At 31.2% G+C, this 21,071-nt stretch carries 20 protein-coding genes; 5 read left to right on the top strand and 15 right to left on the bottom strand.

Annotated elements, in window-relative coordinates:
* The coding region (locus BXY80_RS06005; RefSeq protein WP_147376103.1) for a choice-of-anchor L domain-containing protein at positions 1 to 2,987 on the bottom strand (2,987 nt) is incomplete at its 3' end.
* 276 nt (positions 2,988 to 3,263) lie between these two features.
* Here BXY80_RS06005 and BXY80_RS06000 point away from each other — a divergent pair.
* The 4 genes from BXY80_RS06000 to BXY80_RS05985 all read left to right on the top strand — a co-directional run bounded on the left by BXY80_RS06000 (position 3,264) and on the right by BXY80_RS05985 (position 7,931).
* On the top strand, positions 3,264 to 4,166 hold the full coding sequence (locus BXY80_RS06000; protein WP_120200304.1) for a NifU family protein: 903 nt from the start codon (positions 3,264 to 3,266) through the stop codon (positions 4,164 to 4,166).
* Positions 4,167 to 4,243: 77 nt separating this feature from the next.
* Positions 4,244 to 6,346 carry a thioredoxin domain-containing protein gene (locus BXY80_RS05995; RefSeq protein WP_317124927.1) on the top strand — a complete coding sequence of 701 codons (2,103 nt, stop codon included), beginning with the start codon at positions 4,244 to 4,246 and terminating at the stop codon, positions 6,344 to 6,346.
* A gap of 48 nt (positions 6,347 to 6,394) precedes the next feature.
* Positions 6,395 to 7,108: a hypothetical protein gene (locus tag BXY80_RS05990; RefSeq protein ID WP_147376102.1), complete on the top strand. Its 714-nt coding sequence runs from the start codon at positions 6,395 to 6,397 to the stop codon at positions 7,106 to 7,108.
* Between the two features lie 10 nt (positions 7,109 to 7,118).
* Positions 7,119 to 7,931: a mechanosensitive ion channel family protein gene (locus BXY80_RS05985; protein ID WP_120200302.1), complete on the top strand. Its 813-nt coding sequence runs from the start codon at positions 7,119 to 7,121 to the stop codon at positions 7,929 to 7,931.
* Here BXY80_RS05985 and tsaB read toward each other — a convergent pair.
* The 14 genes from tsaB to cyoE all read right to left on the bottom strand — a co-directional run bounded on the left by tsaB (position 7,928) and on the right by cyoE (position 19,884).
* Entirely contained in the window at positions 7,928 to 8,599 is a 672-nt protein-coding gene (gene tsaB, locus BXY80_RS05980; protein ID WP_120200301.1) for a tRNA (adenosine(37)-N6)-threonylcarbamoyltransferase complex dimerization subunit type 1 TsaB, read from the bottom strand. The two genes, BXY80_RS05985 and tsaB, sit on opposite strands and share 4 nt — an antisense overlap.
* 2 nt (positions 8,600 to 8,601) lie before the next feature.
* The gene (locus BXY80_RS05975; RefSeq protein ID WP_162843274.1) at positions 8,602 to 9,921 is read right to left on the bottom strand and encodes a TolC family protein; all 1,320 of its coding nucleotides are present in this window, start codon (positions 9,919 to 9,921) and stop codon (positions 8,602 to 8,604) included.
* Positions 9,922 to 9,940: 19 nt separating this feature from the next.
* Positions 9,941 to 11,053, bottom strand: coding sequence for an efflux RND transporter periplasmic adaptor subunit (locus BXY80_RS05970; RefSeq protein WP_120200299.1), 1,113 nt, complete (start codon positions 11,051 to 11,053; stop codon positions 9,941 to 9,943).
* A gap of 18 nt (positions 11,054 to 11,071) precedes the next feature.
* Positions 11,072 to 12,313, bottom strand: a complete 1,242-nt coding sequence (locus tag BXY80_RS05965) for an ABC transporter permease (RefSeq protein WP_120200298.1) — start codon at positions 12,311 to 12,313, stop codon at positions 11,072 to 11,074.
* A 94-nt stretch (positions 12,314 to 12,407) separates the two neighbouring features.
* Positions 12,408 to 13,637, bottom strand: a complete 1,230-nt coding sequence (locus tag BXY80_RS05960) for an ABC transporter permease (protein ID WP_120200297.1) — start codon at positions 13,635 to 13,637, stop codon at positions 12,408 to 12,410.
* Positions 13,630 to 14,331, bottom strand: coding sequence for an ABC transporter ATP-binding protein (locus tag BXY80_RS05955; RefSeq protein ID WP_120200296.1), 702 nt, complete (start codon positions 14,329 to 14,331; stop codon positions 13,630 to 13,632). Before BXY80_RS05955 ends, BXY80_RS05960 begins: the two co-directional genes overlap by 8 nt.
* An 86-nt stretch (positions 14,332 to 14,417) precedes the next feature.
* Entirely contained in the window at positions 14,418 to 14,642 is a 225-nt protein-coding gene (locus BXY80_RS05950) for a hypothetical protein (protein WP_120200295.1), read from the bottom strand.
* Between the two features lie 92 nt (positions 14,643 to 14,734).
* Positions 14,735 to 15,268 (bottom strand): DUF420 domain-containing protein, encoded by a 534-nt coding sequence (locus BXY80_RS05945; protein WP_120200294.1) that lies wholly within the window; start codon positions 15,266 to 15,268, stop codon positions 14,735 to 14,737.
* 55 nt (positions 15,269 to 15,323) lie between these two features.
* Positions 15,324 to 16,070, bottom strand: coding sequence for an SCO family protein (locus tag BXY80_RS05940; protein ID WP_120200293.1), 747 nt, complete (start codon positions 16,068 to 16,070; stop codon positions 15,324 to 15,326).
* A 62-nt stretch (positions 16,071 to 16,132) separates the two neighbouring features.
* Positions 16,133 to 16,846, bottom strand: a complete 714-nt coding sequence (locus BXY80_RS05935) for a hypothetical protein (protein ID WP_120200367.1) — start codon at positions 16,844 to 16,846, stop codon at positions 16,133 to 16,135.
* Between the two features lie 99 nt (positions 16,847 to 16,945).
* Complete coding sequence (locus BXY80_RS05930; protein ID WP_120200292.1) at positions 16,946 to 17,329, bottom strand: cytochrome C oxidase subunit IV family protein; 384 nt, start codon at positions 17,327 to 17,329, stop codon at positions 16,946 to 16,948.
* Positions 17,330 to 17,351: 22 nt separating this feature from the next.
* Positions 17,352 to 18,350 (bottom strand): cytochrome c oxidase subunit 3, encoded by a 999-nt coding sequence (locus tag BXY80_RS05925; RefSeq protein WP_120200291.1) that lies wholly within the window; start codon positions 18,348 to 18,350, stop codon positions 17,352 to 17,354.
* A gap of 48 nt (positions 18,351 to 18,398) precedes the next feature.
* Positions 18,399 to 18,992: a cytochrome c oxidase subunit 3 gene (locus tag BXY80_RS05920; protein ID WP_120200290.1), complete on the bottom strand. Its 594-nt coding sequence runs from the start codon at positions 18,990 to 18,992 to the stop codon at positions 18,399 to 18,401.
* 1 nt (position 18,993) lies between these two features.
* The gene (cyoE, locus tag BXY80_RS05915; RefSeq protein ID WP_120200289.1) at positions 18,994 to 19,884 is read right to left on the bottom strand and encodes a heme o synthase; all 891 of its coding nucleotides are present in this window, start codon (positions 19,882 to 19,884) and stop codon (positions 18,994 to 18,996) included.
* A 302-nt stretch (positions 19,885 to 20,186) separates the two neighbouring features.
* Here cyoE and BXY80_RS05910 point away from each other — a divergent pair, with 302 nt between their 5' ends.
* Positions 20,187 to 21,068, top strand: coding sequence for an MBL fold metallo-hydrolase (locus BXY80_RS05910; RefSeq protein WP_120200288.1), 882 nt, complete (start codon positions 20,187 to 20,189; stop codon positions 21,066 to 21,068).
* The last annotated feature ends 3 nt before the right edge of the window (positions 21,069 to 21,071 follow it).

Below are 21,071 nucleotides of genomic sequence, written 5' to 3'. Positions count from 1 at the left end.
TGAGTTAAATAATAACTCACTGAATAATCCGGATTGTTCCCCGTTATCTCTAAATTCTTTAACGTTAAATCTATACTCGTCAACCCATCTGGTACGCCATCATCACAAACCTCTAATGCGGTTGGTGGGATTAAAGCTGGCAATGGGTTTACAATTAGATTAAAAGTTCCAATATTAGAACATGAAGTTATTGTATTTTCTAATCTTACATATATTGTTTGTGGGGTACTCACATTAAGATACGGACTTGCTAAAGCATTAAGGTCATCTTCAGCATCTGTTTGAGATACATGAAACGTTACATTAGTGTTTATTTGACCATTTAGTATTTCAGAGGTTTTAGAAGATAAATCAAACAGTTCTTGTAAATCGCTAGGATTATTATCATCACATAACACTTCGTTTGTTATTATCCCTATTGTTGGTATTGGATGGACAAACAAGCTAAACTGAACAGTATCATAACAGCCTGTAGCGTCATCTTCTAAACGCACAAATATTGATTGTGTATTAATAGCTGTGTTATTATAAGGGCTTGTTAGAGCATCTACTCCTGCTTGAGCATCAGAAAGTGTTTCATAATAACTTACTGTCATTCCTGTTTGACCATTTAATACTTCTGTATCTTTTAATGTTAAATCGAAACTAGAGAAGCCATCATTGTCATCATCACAAACCTCATAATCTATTGGTACAATAGGATTTGGTAATGGGTTTACAACCAATTCTAAAGTTGCAGTATTATAACATGCAGCACTCGAATTAGCTTCAAGCCTTACATAAATAATTTGATTATTGGAAGTATTCATGTAAGGCGACAATAACTCATTCATTCCCGAGTCTGCATCAACTTGATTTTCATAATAAGACACATTAACTGTAGATGCATCTAATGTTCCAATAACTTGTGCGTCTCTATCTGTTAACGTAAACATTGCTAAACCATCTGCAGTAGCATCATCACAAACCTGCAAAGGTGATAAAGGACTATCAATTGTAATATTATTAAAAGTTAAATCAAAAGATGTAGTATCAAAACATTCTTGAGTTAAGTCTGCAATTCTTGTATATACTGTTTGTGGACTAGACACATTAGTATAAGGACTAGTTAAAGGGTTTAAATTATCTATAGCATCTTGCTCAGTTAAATGATACGTTATAATATAGTCTAAGGGGTTTTGAGTTCCCAAAATATCATCATCATTATCTGTTAAATTAAATTGACCAACACCTGATAAAGCACAAATACTTAAATTCTGAGCAACGTTTGCTATTGGACTTGATTTAAACTCAACTAAAATAGTATCTGATGCTTCACAGCCTGGAGCAAAAACGACATCCACACTATAAGTTCCTGGCTCAGTGATATCAAGCGTTGAAGATGTTTCTCCTGTAATTTCAACAGTGTCTTTATACCAAGTATGAGTTGCACTTACCGCTTGAGTATCTAAAGTAATACTATCTCCACCACAGGCCGCAGTACCAGCAGCAATGGTTATATCGTCACCTAAGTCTCCTCCTAAATTAAAACTACCTGCTTCTAAAAATATAGCAGAATCCCAAGCGGAATCACCTTGATCTGCAACAACTAGTTTTATCTCGTAAGTCACATTAGCAACTACATTAGCTACAGCAGTTAATACTACTGTTCTTCCTCCATAATTCGTCTCTCCTGTATTATATCCTGCAAAAAAAGTGGGATTAGCATTACAACCACCTGCATTATTAATATTTGTAACACTAACAGGTGTTATTCCGTCTGGTAAAACTGCTAAATTTGTATAGGCTGTTGTACCTACCTCTCTAAGCAAGAATGCAAAACTATCAGCAAAGCTACACTCTGTAGACCCATCATATTCTTCAGATGCCATTATGTATCTAAAACTTATATTGTCTTGTGTAGGCACAAAATTAAACTTAATAAACGTAGCATCGTTAGTATTCACTTGTCCAAGAGCAGCTTGTAAATCTAAATCTCCAGGTTGTCCATTATTATAATCTGGATCTGGCACTCCAGTTGGACCAAAAGTATTACCGCCTCCAAATGCTCTTCCTGTAGTTAAAATAATTCCTTCTTCAAAAGGAAAGTTTACAGCACCTCCTTTTCTAAAATAACCATAACTTTTAGTTTGTAAATCTGTTGGGGTTCCATTAACTTGAAAAGAAAAATTATCAACTGCTGAACAACCTCCAGATACAAGTACATTTTCAATTAGTTCTTCAGGTGTAAATGAAGACTCTGTATATGCAGAACTATTTATAGTTACAATTGACTCTAATACAATCACAGAAATTGTAACAGTTTCAGTACAAGCCAATGGGCTTGCATCTGTAACCGTAAAAGTTACTGTATAAGACCCTGAGTTATTAAACACGTTAGATGCAGATAATCCAGCTACATTATTTGCACCTCCAAAATTCCAGTTATAAGTAGCTCCTGTTCCATCATTAGAAAAAGTTGCGCTCCCTGTAAAATCTACGTTTTCACCTGGCAATATTTCAATTACTCCTGAGCTATTAGCCACTGGTAAAGTTGTATCTATTGTAGGTGTAATTGTTTGACAAGGTACTGCGCAAAAAATTTCTGCAGACCAACCTCCAAAAGTTCCTCCAGCATTAGACACAAATTCTAATGTAATGCATCCACTAGTGTTTACTGCAGAAGCCTGTATAGAACCAGGACTGTTAGTACCAGAATATGTACCTATTATAGAAGCCGTAGTATCATCACCATCATAAATGGTTAAAACATCTGCTCCGTTTTCTGTATTAAAACTTGTAAAGTTTAACAGTATGAACTCACCAACATTTTGAGGGCAAATGGTTGTTACTATATTTTCATTACTAGAATAATTACTAAATTCTCCTCCTGAATCATATATAACATCTGGAGCACATCTATTAAATGTGCCGTTTTGCATGAGTACATCTTGCGAAAAGACACTAAAGGATAGTAAACAAACTAATAAAAAGTAAAATTTCTTCATGAAATCTAATTGATAAATTTTAATTAGTTTTTAAGTAGGTTACATAAAAACAAAGGCGAAATTTAGTGAATTTTATGTAATTACTTAAAGTAATTGATTACAAAAATTGTTAGTTTAACAGTAAACATTAAACCATTAACACGTATAATAACTCTCAACTTAGATTTTTAGTATGTAATTTTGATTAGAAATTTTAAGGATTGTTAACAAACAACAGGCTTAAAAAGCCGGTTAATTGTATAATAGTTTAGTATTTTTGTAGCAAAAATATTTGCAATGCAAGCTATAAAAATTTCAATAAAAGAAACAAGCAACCCAACAATACTAAAATTTGAAGCCAATTCTTTTTTAACACAACACCAAAGCTTTGAATTTAATTCTATAGACGATGCTAAACCATCGCCGTTAGCTCAACAACTATTTTATCTTCCTTTCGTTAAAAAAGTATATATATCAGGAAACTTTGTGGCTATTGAACGATATAATATTGTTGAATGGAAAGATGTACAGAGTGAAGTTTCAGAACAAATAGAATCGTATCTAAATAATGGTGGTGTTGTAATTGAAGATAATACAACTCAGAAAAAAATTCCAGTAACGGTGTATGCTGAAAGCACACCAAACCCTTCGGTTTTAAAATTTGTAGCTAACAAAAAACTAGTAATGTCTTCTCATGAATTTACATCTATTGACGAGGCAAAACACTCACCATTAGCTACAGAACTGTTTCATTTACCTTTTGTAAGTCGTGTTTTTATTGATGAAAATTTTGTGTCAATTACTAAATATGATGTTGCAGATTGGAATGACATTACTATGGAATTAAGAGAATTTATTAGAAACTACATAGAGACAGGCAAGGACATAATGCTTAAAAATGCTCCTTCTGTAGTTCAAAAAACTACTGAACAATTAGATAAAAATTTTGAATCTCTTGATGATACATCAAAACAAATAGTGAATATACTTGAAGAACATATTAAACCTGCAGTAGCTAGTGATGGTGGTAATATTGAGTTTCAATCTTATAACCCAGATAATAAAACTGTAAAAGTTATACTACAAGGTGCTTGTAGTGGATGTCCTTCTTCAACATTTACATTAAAAAACGGTATTGAAAACATGCTAAGAGAAATGTTAGCAGGAAAAGTTGAAACCGTTGAAGCTATAAACGGATAACTTTTTTAATACATATGCCTGTAAAACGCTCTATTTTGAGCGTTTTTTTATATGTGCTATTTTAATAACTTTGATGCATGCGTTACATTAAATTATTATTATTTGTTATTATACTAAGTTGTAAAGGTCAAAACCCAGAACCAATGACACATCAATTCACCAATGAACTAATTAAAGAAACTAGCCCATATCTTTTACAGCATGCTCACAACCCAGTAAATTGGAAAGCTTGGAACGATAAAACTTTAGCTATAGCAAAAGAAACTAATAATTTAATCATTATTAGTATTGGTTATGCAGCTTGCCATTGGTGTCATGTTATGGAACATGAAAGTTTTGAAAATGAAGACGTAGCTCAAATAATGAACACCAATTTTACAAATATTAAAGTTGATAGAGAAGAACGACCAGACATAGATCAAGTTTATATGAATGCGGTTCAACTTATGACTGGACAAGGAGGTTGGCCTTTAAATGTAATTGCTTTGCCAGATGGAAGACCAATTTGGGGAGGAACTTATCTTAAAAAGAATCAATGGATGAGTACCTTAAATCAAATTAACACACTCTATAAAGACAATCCAGAAAAACTATACGAGTATGCAGATAAATTAGAGCAAGGCATAAAATCAATAGACTTAGTTGAATTAAACTTAAATACTCCAGATTTTGAAACCCCTTTTATTGAAACAGCAGTAGATAATTGGTCTAAACAATTTGATAATGATAAAGGAGGCATGAACAGAGCACCAAAATTTATGATGCCTAATAATTATCATTTTTTATTAAGATATGCCTATCAAGAAAATAACAAAAAACTTCAAGATTATGTGAATTTAACTTTAACAAAAATGGCTTATGGCGGCGTTTTTGATCATATAGGCGGAGGTTTTTCTAGGTATTCTGTAGATACAAAATGGCATGTTCCTCATTTTGAAAAAATGCTCTACGATAATGGCCAATTAGTAAGCTTATATTCTGATGCCTATCTAATTACAAAAAATCCTCTTTATAAAGACATCGTTACAGAAACCCTTAAGTTTATTAAAGAAGAACTTACAGGAAGACATGGTAATTTCTATTCATCATTAGATGCAGATAGTAATAATTCTAAAAACGAATTAGAAGAAGGCGCTTACTATGTTTGGCAAAAAGAAGAATTAAAAGACATACTTAAAGAGGATTATGAGTTGTTCTCAGATTATTACAATGTGAATAATTATGGGCTTTGGGAACACGACAATTATGTTTTAATTAGAAACGATGATGATGAATCTATAATAAAAAAACACAAGCTCACCTTACAAGAACTAGCCACAAAAAAAACTGATTGGAAAACATTATTATTAGAAGAACGCAACAAAAAAGACAAACCAAGACTAGATGATAAAACATTAACAGCTTGGAATGCAATTATGCTTAAAGGTTACCTAGATGCCTATCGCATATTTAACAACCAAAGCTATTTAGACTCTGCTTTAAAAAATGCAAACTTTATATTAGATAATCAATTAAGAGAAGATGGTGGTTTAAACCGTAACTATAAAAATGGAGAAAGCACCATTAATGGGTTTCTTGAAGATTATGCAAATACAATTGAAGCATTTATAATATTATATGAAAATACCTTAGACGAAAAATGGTTACTTATATCTCGTGATTTAACACTATATACATTTGATCATTTTTTAGATGAAAAAACAAAACTCTTCTATTTTACATCTAATGAAGATATCGATTTAGTTTCTCGAAGTATAGAATATAGAGATAATGTAATTCCTGCCAGCAACTCAATAATGGCTAAAAGCATATTTAAATTATCTCATTATTTTGATAATACTTATTTTAAAGAAACTGCAATAACCATGCTTAATAACGTTAAACCAGAAATGCAGCAATATGCTTCAGGTTATTCTAATTGGTTAGATTTTATGCTTAATCTTTCTGAACCTTTTTACGAAATAGCTATTGTTGGACAAGATTTAAAAGACAAAGTATTAGAATTAAACAAAACTTACATTCCAAACAAAATAATTGTAGGAAGCGAAAAAGAAAACAACTTACCGCTATTAAAAAATAGATATGTTAAAAATGAAACCCTTATATATGTATGTGTCAATAATAGTTGTAAATTGCCAACCTCAAATGTCAAAACGGCTATTAATTTAATGAATTATTAGTTTTTAAAACATCGATTTGGCATCAATATTAATAACTAAAAAATGAAAATGAAAACTAAAAAAAACACCCTATGTTTATTATTGATTATTTCGATTATAAATATTTCTCCAATCTTTTCCCAATCTGGTAAAATTATTGAATCTAATTTAAGAGGTCAGTTTTTTAACAGCATTAAAACTAATATCAATAATGTTAAATCAAATGTTACAGGGTCGCCATATCTTAATGAAGAGTTTACTCCAGCAAGAATAGCTTTAAACAAAGAAGAAAGAATATATAACATGAGGTATAATGCTTATAGTGATGTTTTTGAATTTAAAAATGAAAAAAATGAAAAATATGCCATTAACAAGTCCATAAAAGATGTTACAATCACATTAATATCAACAGGCAAAGTATTTGAGTTAATTGATTATAAAGATGGTGATTTTAATAAAAAAGGGTATTTTATTCATCTTTCTCTAAAAAACGATTCTGTGAAATTATTTAAAAAGAACAGTGTTCTTTATGTACCAGCTAAAACATCTTCTAATGGTTATAATAAACCAAAGCCTGCAGCTTTTATTAAAAACTCAGATAAGTTTTACTTAAGAATAAATGACAATCCTGCTATTCTAATTCCAAGAAACAAAAAAGATTTTGCAAAACTTTTTCCTGCTCTTTCAAAAGACATTTTAGCCTACATAAAAACTAATAAAATTAAAACCTCTAAAGAGGCAGATTTATTAAAATTAATAAATTACATCAATTCAATACAATAAATACTTCACAATGGATTTAGAAAAATGGATTAGTAAAGGTTACGAACTCATTATTGATTTTGGCCCAAAAGTAATAGCTGCAATCGCTATTTGGATTGTTGGTTTATGGGCAATAAAAATCATATTAAAAGGAATAACTAGAGCAATGGATAAACGAGACTACGAAGTAAGTCTTAAAAAATTCTTGCTAAACCTATTAAGTTGGGCTTTAAAAATAGTTCTCATTGTTGTTGTACTCGGTACTGTTGGCGTTGAAACAACATCGTTTGCTGCTATTTTAGCTGCTGCTGGTTTAGCAGTTGGTTTGGCGCTTCAAGGCTCTTTAGCTAATTTTGCTGGAGGTGTTTTAATTATGATTTTTAAACCAATAAAAATTGGTGATTATATTGAAGCTCAGGGCGAACAAGGTGTTGTAAAAGAAATTGAAATTTTCACAACAAAGCTTACCACATTAGACAGTAAAGAGGTAATTATACCAAATGGTGTATTATCTAACGGAAATATTATTAACTATTCTACCGAACCTACTAGACGAATTAATTTTGTATTTGGTGTTGGCTATGACTCTGACATAAAACAAACCAAAGATGTTTTAATGAAAGTACTAACATCACACTCTAAAGTATTAAAAGATCCAGCACCTTCAGTTAGCTTAGTAGAGCTAGCAGATAGCTCAATAAACTTTGCAGTAAGACCTTGGGTTTTAAATGAAGACTACTGGGATGTGTATTTTGATATCACTGAAAGCACTAAAGAAGCTCTTGACGCAGCAGGAATAGAAATTCCTTATCCACATGCAGTTGAGATTCAAAAAGAAGGTTAAGATTTTGGTTTTAAAGCAATAAAATCTTTTAAATAATACGGTTCAAAATAAGCGACATCTTCGATGTCGTTTTTTTGATACTTATCATAAGCCAGCTTGCTCATCTCATTTGCTGATGGCAATTTACCTTCGATAAAAACTGCATTAGAATGCTTAATAAGTGTTTTAGTTTTCTCTACTCCATTACCAACAAAATACACTATTTCGTTTTTTAGATATGTTTCAAATGAATTTTCATCTAAAACTTGTGCTTCAATCTTTCTAACTTCGTTGTGAGAAGCATCATATATTGCAGAATACACTTCCATGCGTCTCGCATCAAGCATAGGCACTATTATACCGAAATTAACTTTTACCTGAGACGCTAAAGCTTCTAATGTAGATACTGAAATTAACGGTTTATCTAACGAAAAACACAAACCTTTAGCAGCTGACACACCAATACGTAACCCTGTATATGACCCTGGCCCTTTACTAACGGCAATGGCATCAATGTTTTCTAATTTATATTCTGAAGACGCTATAACCTCATCAATAAACACATGCAACGATTCTGCATGAGAATAGTTTTTGTTATTATCTTCTTTTAAAAACAAAGTTTCTCCTTCTTTAGAAAGAGAAACTGAACAGTTTGTTGTTGTGGTTTCTATGCTTAGTATTATAGCCAAAATTATTCGGTAATTGATTTTCCTAAGTAGAAATCTAATACTTTTGTTTTAAATACAAAATCATATTTGGCATTAATTAATGAAGACTCTGCATTTAACAATCTCAATCTAGCTTGTTCTAAGTCAAAAGAATTCATAACCCCAATACTATAACGCTCTTGCGAATTATTAAACGCTAGTTTTTGAGACTCTAATGATGCTTTAGAAGCTTCATAAGTTCTGTAAGCAGCTTGAGCATCTGTAAATGCTCTTTGTACTGTAGATTCTAAATTAAGTTTTGTTTGCTCTAAACTTAGTTTTGCATTGTCCTCTTGGATTCTTGATTTAGCAACCGCCGTTTTATTTTGGTAACGAGAGAATATTGGGATATTTACATTAAGACTAAAATTATGAGCTCTTTGATCATTAAGTTGATTAAAAAAAGTAGCTTCAGTATCGCTTAAATTTGTAAAAAACGCGTTAGTTCCATAATCATATCTAAAAGAAACTGTTGGTAAAAAACCACTTTTAGATATTTCGGTTCCTAATGATGCGCTTTCAATTCCTTTTTCTGCTACTTTAATTTCGTTCCTGTTTTCTAAAGCATGATTTAAAATGGGTTGTACATTATTATACAATAATGCTGCAGATGGTGTATCAACTTCAATATCTTGTACATCAAACCCTTGATATGGCACTTGTAATAACTGTGATAAAGACAGTAATGCTAAATTATAATTGTTTTCAGCAATAGTAACTCCTTGAGAGTCGTTTGCTAAAGTTGCTTCAACATCAAAAATATTTGCTCTTGGTTGCACACCAGCATCGACCAACTCTTTAACTTGGTCTAGCTGTTTTTGAGAAAAATCGTATTGTGCTTGAGCAATTTCTAAATTTTCTCTGTTAAAAAGTACATTTAGGTAAGCGTTAACTACATTTAATGATATATCGTCTTTTATTCTATTTAACTCCAACTCATTAGTTTCTCTAGTAAGTTGTGATTGCTTAAAGCTATTCTTTACTCTAAAACCGTTAAATATGGTTTGACTAGCTCCAACACTTATACTTGTACTATTAGACGTTCTATCAACAAATTGTCCTGGAAACAATTCTCTGTTTCCTATTGCTAAACTTTGACCTACATTTCCGCTTACGTTAGGTAAAAATTGTCCTTTTGCGGCTTTAACATCTTGATCATTTAAAAGCAACGTATTCTCGCCTTGCTTTACTGAAATATTATTCTCAAGTGCATGATCCACACATTCTCTAAGTGTCCATTTTTTTTCTTGAGAAAAGCTAGCAAAACTTATTAATGCTATACAAACTATTATATACTTTTTCATGTTACGCTTTCTAAAATTATTAGTCATCATCTTCATCTTCTTTTGATGCTTTGTTCCAAACTTTAATCTTATCACCTTCTTTAACACCATCGGTAATTTCAACATTAATTCCATCAGACAAACCAAGTTCTACATTTTTCTTTTCAAACTTACCTTCACCTGTTTGAATTTCTACAAAAGGTTTTTCAGTAATTCTATTAAACTGAAGTAGTGCTTCTTTTATAACTAAAACACTGTCTTTGCTTTCCATTTCAATCTCAGCATTTGCGCTATAACCTGCTCTTATTTTTGTAGACTGTTCTACTTCTACATCTGCTTTAATTGTAAACTGTACGGCTCCATTTTCTTCTTTTCCTTTAGGGGCAACAAATGTTAGTTTTGCTGGAAATTCTTTTTCGTTTATAGCTCCTAAAATTACTTTTATCTCTTTACCTTCTTCAAGTTTTCCTACTTCAGCCTCATCAACTTTACCTTCAAATATCATTTTACTCATATCTGCAATGGTAGCAATTGTTGTTCCTGCATTAAAGCTATTACTCTCTATAACTTGATCTCCTTCTCTTACAGGAATTTCTAAAATAGTTCCAGAAATTTGAGCTGTGATATTAGTATTTGCTGATCCGCCTCCAGATAAAGATCCTCTTTTAATAATTTGATAGTCGTTTTGGGATTGTAACAAAGACTCTCTTGCTTGATTGTATGACAATTCACTATTCTCAAAATCTTGTTTAGAAATGACGCCTTTTTCAAATAAAGCTTTATTTCTGTCATACAACACTTTAGCATTATCTGATGCCAATCTAGCCGTTTTAATTCTACTATTAGCACTTACTAAACTTTGCTCGTTTGGTACTACTCTAATTTTTACTATTAAATCACCTTTCTGTACAATATCTCCTTCTTCGACTAGAATTTGATCTACAATACCAGAAATTTGAGGTTTAAGTTCGATTTCTTCTTCTGGATTTAATTTACCAGTAGCTACTGTTTTTGTATTAATAGATGTGTAAAAAGGCTCATTCGTTTTAAAGTCTTCAACATCTTTTGAGTTAGAATCCTTAAAGTGTTTTAGCACAAAAAGTAATGCTACTAATAAGACTATTCCTATAATTATTTTAACTGCTTTTTTCATTTTTTATTCTAATTGATTTTATTCTTCTCTTAATGCGTCTATTGGTTTTATGCTTGTTGCTTTAAATGCAGGTATTAACCCTATTAATGTTCCTAAAACAACTAATATGATAAGTGCTATAAATACAATTCCTATGGATACAGATGCGTTAACCATCCATGCATCGTCACCTTGACCTATGGTTTTATCTATGAGTATTAATATCCAGCCTCCGCTAATAATCCCAAAGAAACCAGCTATAAGCGTAATAAAAACTGCTTCTACAACTATTTGTCTTTTAATTTCGAATGGTGTTGCTCCAATGGCGCGTCTTACCCCAATTTCTTTTGTGCGTTCTTTAACTGTTATTAGTAATATATTACCAATAGCAAAAACACCAGCTATTAATGTAGCTATACCTACAAACCATGTTAAAAATTGCATGCCTTTTAAAAAGCCTGCAACTTTTGCAAACTCACTCCCTAAGTTAAAACTACCAAAAGCTCTTTTATCTTCTGGATGAATTTTATTTAAGTTTCTAAGAATCAATTTAGCGTCTGCTTCTATTTGCTTGATATCATATTCTGGTTTTCCTGTTATCATCATCCAACCAATCTCCTCACCTTGATTATAAATTTGTTGAAATGTTGTAAATGGAATATGTATATCACTCGTTGGTCCCATGTTTACGTTTCCGTTTTCAAACAAACCAATAACTTTAAAGTTAATGCTGTTTATTTGAATATATTGACCTATAGCTTCTTCATCTTTTTCAAATAACTGTTTGTAGATTTCTTCAGAAATAACGGTTACTTTTTTATTCTCATCAATATCGCTTTGGTTGATAAATCGCCCTTTGGTCATTTTCTTTTTCTGAACTTTATCCAGTAATGGATAATCTCCGTTAATACCAAAAGTTCCTGACAAAAAATTTCTAACTACAAATGCTTGATTTTGATTACGTGGAACTACAAACTCTATACCTTCAACATTTTCTTCTACTTTTTTTGCATCAGACAAAGACAGCCTAACTTGCTTTCCTTCTTGAAACCCCTTAAAAGGTTTGCTGGTACTTTGCCCCCAAACAAATACACTATTAGTTGCAAAGCTTCCAAATAAACGATTAAAAGAATTCTCGATACCTTTTGCAGAACCTAATAAACCTATAAGGAGTAAAATTCCCCACCAAACGCCAACCATAGTAAGCACAGACCTAAGTTTATTTTTACTTAAGCTATCATATACTTCTTGCCAGGTATCTCTATCGAATAAAAATTTCATCTACTAATTTTTATTGTTTTTTATAGGTTGAATGTGCTCGCCTTTGGCATTTTTATAACTAAACAGTATTTTATAATTAGCTCGGTTGAACATATTAATCGTTTCTTAATGCTACTATTGGTTTAATTCTTGATGCTTTTTTTGCTGGTAAATAACCTGCAATTGCTCCTGCTATTATTAATGTAATTGTTGCTCCAAGCACAAGTGTACCACTTACACTTGGGTCTTTAATAAAATACTCTTCTAAGCTTGGACCAACTAACTCTAAAACTCCTGTACCAATAACCAAGCCCATAAATCCTGCAATAATTGTAATTAATACAGACTCTATTAAAATGATTGATATAATTGACTTTGGAGATGCGCCTAGAGCTTTACGTATACCTATTTCTTTTGTACGCTCTTTAACAATAAAAATCATGATATTACTTATACCTACAATACCAGCTATAAGTGTACCAAAGCCAATAACCAAAATTAAAATTCCTAAGCCTGACGTCATTTGGTTTACACCTTTAGATTGCTCAGCCATATTAAATAACCTAATTGCTCTTTGATCATTTGAAGCTACAGAAAAACGATTTTTCATTTTTTTTGTTATCGTTCTTCCAAATGCCAAGGCTTGATCATAATCCATGTTTGGATTATAGGTTAAATTTATTTGATCTACATAATCATTATTACCATATACTTGCTGCGCTGTACTTATTGGCATATAAATCAATCGTTCTTCATTATCGCCTCCTTTATCTCTAAAAACGCCTACTACCTTATATTGAATACCACTTAAGTTTACATACTTACCTAAAGCTGTGGTTTTTAAAAATAAATCTTCCTCTACTAAACGGCCAATAACAATTACCTTAGTTTTATTATCCAAATCTGATTGATTAATAAAACGTCCATCTGTCATCAACGTATTTTCTAAATATTGATGATCTGGATGGCAAGCTCTAACGGTATATGAATTTTCTTCATTTCTAAAAGACGCATTAACGCCTTTATAAACTCTTGATGTTATATACTGTACTTTATCTCCAAATTCTTCTTTAATATAATCGTAATCTCCATTTTTAAACTGTATACGCCTACCAGCTTGAAGTCCTTTATGTGCTTTAGTTGTACGGCCTGATCTAATAAAAATGGCATTATTAGCATCATCAACAAAAGCCTCAGAAAATGTGTTACCTAAACCATTAGCTACTCCAAAAAGTATAGTAAATAGTAGAATAGCAAAAGCCACTGTAAAACCAGACAGTAAACTTCTCGTTCTGTTTTTATTTATACTTTGAAATATTTCTCGCCAAAGGTCTATATCAAACATATTGTGATGCTCTTACTTGATTAACAAAAGTATCTTCCATTATTACACCGTCTTTTAAACGTACTATACGTTTACACATATTTGCAATATCTTCTTCATGGGTTACCATTAATATGGTTTTACCTTCATCATTTAATTGCTGGATGAACTCCATGATTTCGTATGATGTTGTTGTATCTAATGCGCCTGTTGGTTCATCTGCTAACAATAACTTAGGTTTAGCTGCTAATGCTCTTGCAATTGCCACACGCTGTTTTTGACCTCCTGAAAGCTCATTAGGTAAGTGTTTTGCCCAGTCTGCCAATCCAACTTTTCCTAAATGGAACATACCTTCTTCTTGACGCTGCTTTCTATTCATACCTTGATAATATAAAGGCAAAGCAACATTTTCTAAGGCATTTTTATAATTGATAAGATTGAAAGATTGAAAAATAAATCCTAAAAATTTATTTCTATAAACTGCAGCTTTTTTTTCGGTAAGATTTTCAATCTTTACGCCATCTAGCACATAATCACCTTCATCTGCTTCGTCTAACATTCCTATAATATTTAGCAAGGTAGATTTCCCTGAACCTGAAGATCCCATAATAGCAACCATCTCTCCTTCTTCTACAGAAAGATCTATTCCTTTAAGTACATGTAAACTAGAATCTCCTATTGGATAGGATTTATGAAGCTTTTCAATTTTAAGCATGGTTAGCGTTTTTTGATTGATTTGATGTAGTTTATATTTAATTAGACTTATAAACTTAGAAAATGTTACAAGTGATTGTAAAAATCTTATTTCGTTTTTTTTACTCTGAAAAATTTCCAGTAAATTATAAAGCCAACGCCTGCAACTAATATGTATGGAATAGACATTAAATACACAATCCCATTATTAATACCTTCTGCACTTGCTTGACCTTCTTCGCTTTCAAGAACTGCTCTACACATTGCACATTGCGCTCTTGTTTTTAGAAACAAAAAAAAAGAAAAAAGAAAAAAGACTCGTTTGTTTTTCATTTTATAGATTTTTTAAAACCTTAAACTTTTATTGGTATTAATTTGAATAGCGTTTAGGGTTTACCATAATTTGTTATTAAAATAATGTTTTTCTAATAATAAGGTGAAATCATAACATAAACAATAACGCCTGTTACTGCTACATACAGCCATAAGGGAAATGTGATTCGAGCAATTTTTTTATGCTTTTCGAAATTGTTTGTTATAGCTCTGACATAAGTGATTAACACAAAGGGAATTACAGCTATAGACAATATAATATGTGTTATTAAAATAAAGTAATACAAATATTTTATAACGCCTTCTCCTCCAAATTTTGTAGAATCACTAGTCATATGATACGCTACATACATAATCAAAAACAAGGCAGAACACCAAATAGCTGTGGTCATTAAATTTTCATGTAATACTATATTATTCTTTTTAATAGCAAAAAAGGCTATTACTAAAATAATTGCTGTAAATCCGTTTATGGTTGCATAAATGGGTGGCAGAAAACTCAAAGGTTCTACATTTGGAATTTTAATACCAAACAACGCGGCTACTACAATGGGTATAACTATAGATAAAACAACGATTAATTTGTTGTATTTTTTATCGTCTAAAATTTCTTTATTATCGTTCATTTTTATAAGGTTATACGTTCATGCTATCGTCTGTAAAACAGCATGTTACACTTATTTATTCGTTAAGTAATTTTTTTATATCTTCTTTTAAAATACTTATCTCTTCTGCTTCACCATCTTCATCTGTTTTTTCAGCTTCACTAATAATCCCTTTGTAGAATATTTTTGGGTTTCCAAACTTATCTTGACGAGATCTAATAAATCCGTTTTTATCAATTAACGCAAAATTACCTGAATGCTCAAAACCACCATCGACTTCATCATTTTGCCCTGCATAAATATTAAATCCTTGATTTGCTAACTTGTATATAGTTTCTTGTTCTCCTGTCATTAAATGCCAATTAGGGTTTGTCATTCCATAATTTTTAGCATAGGTTTTTAAAACTTCTGGTGTGTCATATTTGGGATTGATAGTAAATGATGCAACTCCAAAATCATTAAAACCATTAAATGTATTTTGTATTTGCACTAGGTTTCTGGTCATTTTTGGGCAAATTGACGGACAGGTTGTAAAAAAGAACTCTACAACATACACTTTACCTTCGTAATCTTTATTTGATATTGTTTTACCGTCTTGGTTTGTAAAACTAAATTCAGGCACTTTTTTAGGTTCTCCATTAATGTTTAAAAACATTAAATCTGAAACATACTTTTTAGGCTCGCGCTTTTGGTCACTTCTACTTTCATTACGTGTAATATCATCATTGCTAATTCTATCTAAAATTTTTGGAATGAAAATAATACCAAATACTAAAATGATAAATGCGATACCTATATATGAATAATTAGGTTTTTTGTTCATAAGTTTAAATTGTTATAATACAAAAGACCTTTTGACTGCGCTCAAGGTGACAATTGCTTTTATTAATCTTCAGCTTTTAAATCTCCTGCTCTTCGTTTTGAAGAATCGAAGTTTCCTTTTCTTTTTTGTCTATATTCTGTAAATAAAATGCGTAAATCATCACTCATCTTATTCTTGATTTCTGCTACCTCAATACAATCGTAAGAGTTGAGTCCATAAACTGCCATTTGCTTTTCTTTCTCCTTATCTTCTCTATCATCTAAACGTCCTCTCTGGCTCAAATCTTTATCAATAATAAACACTTTTTCTGTAGATAGGTTTACATCTAATGCTTCGTCTGTATTTAAACTATTAAATAAGTTTTTAATATCGTTTGGTTCTCCGTACACGTAATGCCAAAACCGCATGTCATCATAATTATTTATTTCCTTTCTTAATTGCTTTACTTCTTCTTCTGTTCCTTTTGGTAAAACTATAACAATTTGAAAACGTTTAAACCCTTTAAATTTGTCGTAAACCAGCTCTTTTAGGTTTGAAGCTGCTATAACATGATTTAAAGGCTTATTCCCTAAAAAACTTAATATGGTTATATGATTAGTTAGTTCAATTTTACTTTCATTATTAGAAGAAAAAAACTGCAACTCATTAATATTTTCTTTAACAACTTCTAGTGGGTCGTAATTATGCTTAGCAGGATATAAAAACAATAAAAACAGAACAGGAAGAAAGAATAAAACTCCGAGTACAAGATTACGTTTAACTTGTTTTGATTTCATTTTTGGTATTAAAGGTTTCATAAATAATGATATGCAAAAATAAAAAAGACGGCTTTAAAAACCGTCTTTTTTATATCTATTTAACGCTAATGATTTAGCTTAAAAATCTTTTTTTACGTAACCTGTAGAATAAACGCCTTCAATATAGCCTCCTTCTTGTAATAAGATAAAAATTAAGTAGCAAATTAAGAAAATAGCTGTCCATACAACCATACGTCTTAAAGCTGCTGTTTCATCTCTCATGTGCATAAAATCCCACGTAATATAATATGCTTTAACAATAGTAAGTATAATAAAAATCCAGTTTAAAACTTTCATTCCAATTACCTTTCCCATTAAAGCTTCTGGTTTATATATACCTAAAACAACTTCTACGGCTGTGATAATTGATAAAAGAATTAGTACTCCCCAAATTTTTTGAGTATTAGATTTAAATTTAATTAAACCTCTTAGTATTTCTAATTTATGCTCTGCGTGTGCCATTTTATTAAATTATTCTGAAAAATTAAACTAGGTAGAAAAATGTAAATACAAATACCCAAACTAAATCTACAAAGTGCCAGTATAAACCAACTTTCTCAACCATTTCGTAACTTCCTCTACGTTCATAAGTTCCTAAAATAACATTAAAGAAAATAATGATATTAATAACTACACCAGAGAATACGTGGAAACCGTGAAAACCTGTTATAAAGAAAAAGAAATCAGCAAACAATGAAGTTCCGTATTCATTTACTTTAAGGTTTGCTCCTTTTACATAAAGTTGTCCGTTATTTTTTATTTGTTTTAAAGATTCTTCTCTAGAAAGAACTGTTTTTTCTCCTTCTTCATTAATAGTTTGTGTTCTTACTAATACGTTTGAATGTGCTTCTAATCCAGCATACACATCATTAACAGTAAACATTGGCAATGCACTTTCACTTGAAAACCAAATACCTGTTTTTCTTTCGTGCTGTACACGTTCGCTAGTTGAAACTTTTGCAAAATCTTCAACAGCTACACGTTTAAATTTTTCTTTACCATCAACCGTTACATATTCTCCAAACTGTAAAATATTACCTCCTTTTGTTTGAACAGCTCCATAATCTCCTTTAATAAATGTTCCCCATTCCCAAGCTTGAGAGCCAACAAAAATTAAACCACCAATAATGGTTAAAAACATATAAAAAGTAACTTTTGATTTCTGCATGTGATGACCAGCATCAACAGCCAACACCATTGTTACTGAAGACATAATTAATACGAAGGTCATAAATGCCACATATATCATAGGGAAACTCCCATGAAAAAACGGAATATGCGTAAACACTTCGTCTGCAATTGGCCAAGAGCCGATAAATTTAAATCTAGAAAATCCGTAAGCTGCTAAAAACCCTGAGAAAGTCAAGGCATCTGATACGATAAAAAACCACATCATCATTTTTCCATAACTAGCTTTTAAAGGCTTATTTCCGCCTCCCCAAGTTTTGCCTTCTGTTCCAGTATTTGCAACTGTAGTATCCATATAAAGCGTTTAGTTGTTAAAAAGTTGCCACAAAAATAATCAATTTATTTATGTAAAGAAATATCTAAAGAAATTTAAAAACAAAAAGAGAAATATCCATAAAACATCTATAAAGTGCCAGAACGTGGCTGATAGTTCTAAACCAAGCATTTTGGTTGGCGTATACTTTTGTTTAAAATGATTATAAATTACTACTAATAGCGAAATAAGCCCTGCAATAACATGCAAAATATGTACAACTGCTATTACATAAATAAAGCTCATTGTAACGTTACTGGTTGGTCCAGTAAAATTATATCCTTGAGCTATAATTTGCTCAAAGCCTTGAAATTGATTTAAAATAAAAACAACACCTAAAACAAATGTGGTTAAAAGCATTATTGTAGTTAACGCTCTGTTTCCTTTTTTTTGAGCTCGCTTAGCAATAATAAACGTAATACTACTCGCAATGATAACTATAGTACTTATTAAAAAGGCATCTGGTAACTGAAAATCTTTTAACCAATCTGGACGTTTACTACTTACTATAACAGCACTAGTTAATCCTGCAAACGACATGATAAGTGAAATAATACCAAACCATAGCATCATCCTTTTTGCTCTGTCATTTTTTTCTTCTAAAGTTCCTTGGGTTAAATCCATATTAAATAAACTTATCTATAACGTATACAATTTGTAATAAGGTGATATATGATACACTTGACAGCATTAATTGCTTTGCAGCTTTAGCTGTACGTTTTTTAAATAATTGCAATGCATAATACAACATCACTAATCCTAATAGAAATACAATAACTGCTCCTACAATTGATAAAGATAAATCTCCAGTTACGCCAAACACAGGAATAATAGAGACTAATATTGTCCAAATTGTATACATAATCGTTTGTACTGCTGTTCCTTTATCTCTTTTCCCTGTAGGTAACATAAAAAACCCACCTTTTTTATAATCATCAAACAAAAACCAGCCTATCGCCCAAAAATGTGGGAATTGCCAAAAAAACTGTAATGCAAATAAGGTTCCTGGTTCTATACCAAAATCATTTCGTGCAGCAACCCAGCCTAACATAAACGGAATAGCTCCAGGAATTGCACCTACAAAAACAGCTAAAGGTGTTTTTGTTTTTAAAGGTGTATAAACACAAGTATATAAAAATATAGATATTGCGCCATACATTGCAGTTCTTGGATTAATAACGTACAACACCGCAACACCAAGAATCGTGAAAATGGTTGCTATAATAAATGCCGTACGCACAGACATACGTCCTGCTGGTATTGGTCTATTTTTAGTGCGATCCATTAACGCATCTAAATCTTTCTCAATAATTTGATTAAATGCATTAGAAGCTCCAACCATAAAATAGCCTCCAAAGCCTAATAAAACCAATGTGTAAAAATCTATTTCAATGGCGCCTAACAAATAACCGGCAATAGAAGAGAACACCACACTTAATGAAAGTCTCATCTTAGTGATTTCTTTAAAATCAGTTATGATAGAAGGTTTAGAAACAGAAGGTTTTTTAGTACTCAATACTTAGATTATTTCTCGCTAGTTATTGCGGTTGCAAAGATACTTTGAAAATTACTCATGAGCAATTCAATTTATGATTAATTAATAGCCTTGTAAGTTTTAGTATCTTTAACAGACCTTATACCAATAAAACATTAAGATATTGCATATAAATCGTTTCTTTTTCGCTTATTTTTTATTTAAAAATAGAACCGTAGCTATGGCTATGCTAAAATTTTAAAACTCAGCTAATCAAAAAATAATTCAATTTATTTATCCAACATCTTAAAATTTAATTGGTATTATAAAAAACAACTTGATAAATGAAAACACTAAAACACCTATTATTTATATCTGTATTATCAATTGGAACACTAGCTTGCGCTCAAGGTTTTGATGACGTTACTATTAAAGCTACTAAGCTATCAGACCATGTGTATATGCTTACTGGAGCTGGCGGAAATATTGGCGTCTCTGTTGGAGATGATGGTGTTTTTGTAATTGATGACCAATTTGCACCTTTAACTAAAAAAATTGAAGCAGCCATTAAAACATTAAGTGATAAACAAATTAAGTTTTTGGTTAATACACATTATCACGGTGATCATACTGGCGGAAATGAAAACATGCATAACTTAGGTGCCACTATTATTGCTCATGATAATGTTAGGCAACGTTTAGAAACTACACCTAAACGTGATAACACAATGAATACTAAAGAAGCGCTCCCAATAATTACATTTAATGATGAATTGAGTTTGCACATCAATGGTGAAAAAGTTGCTGTATTTCATACCGAACATGCTCATACAGATGGAGATGCTCTACTATACTTTACAAAAAGTAATGTGTTACATACTGGAGATACTTTCTTTCAAGGGCATTATCCATATATAGATTTAAAATCTGGTGGAAGTGTTAACGGCTACATTAATGCTGTGAAAAAAGGATTAAGTGTTATCAATGATGATACCAAAATTATTCCTGGCCATTTTGCTATTTCAAACAAAGTAGAGTATCAAAATTATTTAAAAATGCTTGAAGATTTAAAAGCTATTATTATAGCTGAAATCGAAAAAGGAAAAACTGAAGATCAAGTTGCTAATGACGCGTCTCTCACCAAAACTTATGATGATTTAGGCTATAGCTGGAATTTTATAACTTCAGAAAAGATTAGACGTACATTTTATAGAAGCCTAAAATAAGAC

The sequence above is a fragment of the Ichthyenterobacterium magnum genome (assembly GCF_003610635.1).
Classification (GTDB): domain Bacteria; phylum Bacteroidota; class Bacteroidia; order Flavobacteriales; family Flavobacteriaceae; genus Ichthyenterobacterium; species Ichthyenterobacterium magnum.
The sequence above is the reverse complement of the archived record's forward strand: the minus strand, read 5'-3'. Positions and strand labels throughout refer to the sequence as shown.

Coding starts and splice junctions, on each gene's coding strand:
- BXY80_RS06000 (WP_120200304.1), top strand. CDS start 3,264: ATGCAAGCTATAAAAATTTCAATAAAAGAAACAAGCAACCCAACAATA.
- BXY80_RS05995 (WP_317124927.1), top strand. CDS start 4,244: ATGCGTTACATTAAATTATTATTATTTGTTATTATACTAAGTTGTAAA.
- BXY80_RS05990 (WP_147376102.1), top strand. CDS start 6,395: ATGAAAACTAAAAAAAACACCCTATGTTTATTATTGATTATTTCGATT.
- BXY80_RS05985 (WP_120200302.1), top strand. CDS start 7,119: ATGGATTTAGAAAAATGGATTAGTAAAGGTTACGAACTCATTATTGAT.
- BXY80_RS05975 (WP_162843274.1), bottom strand. CDS start 9,921: ATGAAAAAGTATATAATAGTTTGTATAGCATTAATAAGTTTTGCTAGC.
- BXY80_RS05970 (WP_120200299.1), bottom strand. CDS start 11,053: ATGAAAAAAGCAGTTAAAATAATTATAGGAATAGTCTTATTAGTAGCA.
- BXY80_RS05965 (WP_120200298.1), bottom strand. CDS start 12,313: ATGAAATTTTTATTCGATAGAGATACCTGGCAAGAAGTATATGATAGC.
- BXY80_RS05960 (WP_120200297.1), bottom strand. CDS start 13,637: ATGTTTGATATAGACCTTTGGCGAGAAATATTTCAAAGTATAAATAAA.
- BXY80_RS05955 (WP_120200296.1), bottom strand. CDS start 14,331: ATGCTTAAAATTGAAAAGCTTCATAAATCCTATCCAATAGGAGATTCT.
- BXY80_RS05950 (WP_120200295.1), bottom strand. CDS start 14,642: ATGAAAAACAAACGAGTCTTTTTTCTTTTTTCTTTTTTTTTGTTTCTA.
- BXY80_RS05945 (WP_120200294.1), bottom strand. CDS start 15,268: ATGAACGATAATAAAGAAATTTTAGACGATAAAAAATACAACAAATTA.
- BXY80_RS05940 (WP_120200293.1), bottom strand. CDS start 16,070: ATGAACAAAAAACCTAATTATTCATATATAGGTATCGCATTTATCATT.
- BXY80_RS05935 (WP_120200367.1), bottom strand. CDS start 16,846: ATGAAATCAAAACAAGTTAAACGTAATCTTGTACTCGGAGTTTTATTC.
- BXY80_RS05930 (WP_120200292.1), bottom strand. CDS start 17,329: ATGGCACACGCAGAGCATAAATTAGAAATACTAAGAGGTTTAATTAAA.
- BXY80_RS05925 (WP_120200291.1), bottom strand. CDS start 18,350: ATGGATACTACAGTTGCAAATACTGGAACAGAAGGCAAAACTTGGGGA.
- BXY80_RS05920 (WP_120200290.1), bottom strand. CDS start 18,992: ATGGATTTAACCCAAGGAACTTTAGAAGAAAAAAATGACAGAGCAAAA.
- BXY80_RS05910 (WP_120200288.1), top strand. CDS start 20,187: ATGAAAACACTAAAACACCTATTATTTATATCTGTATTATCAATTGGA.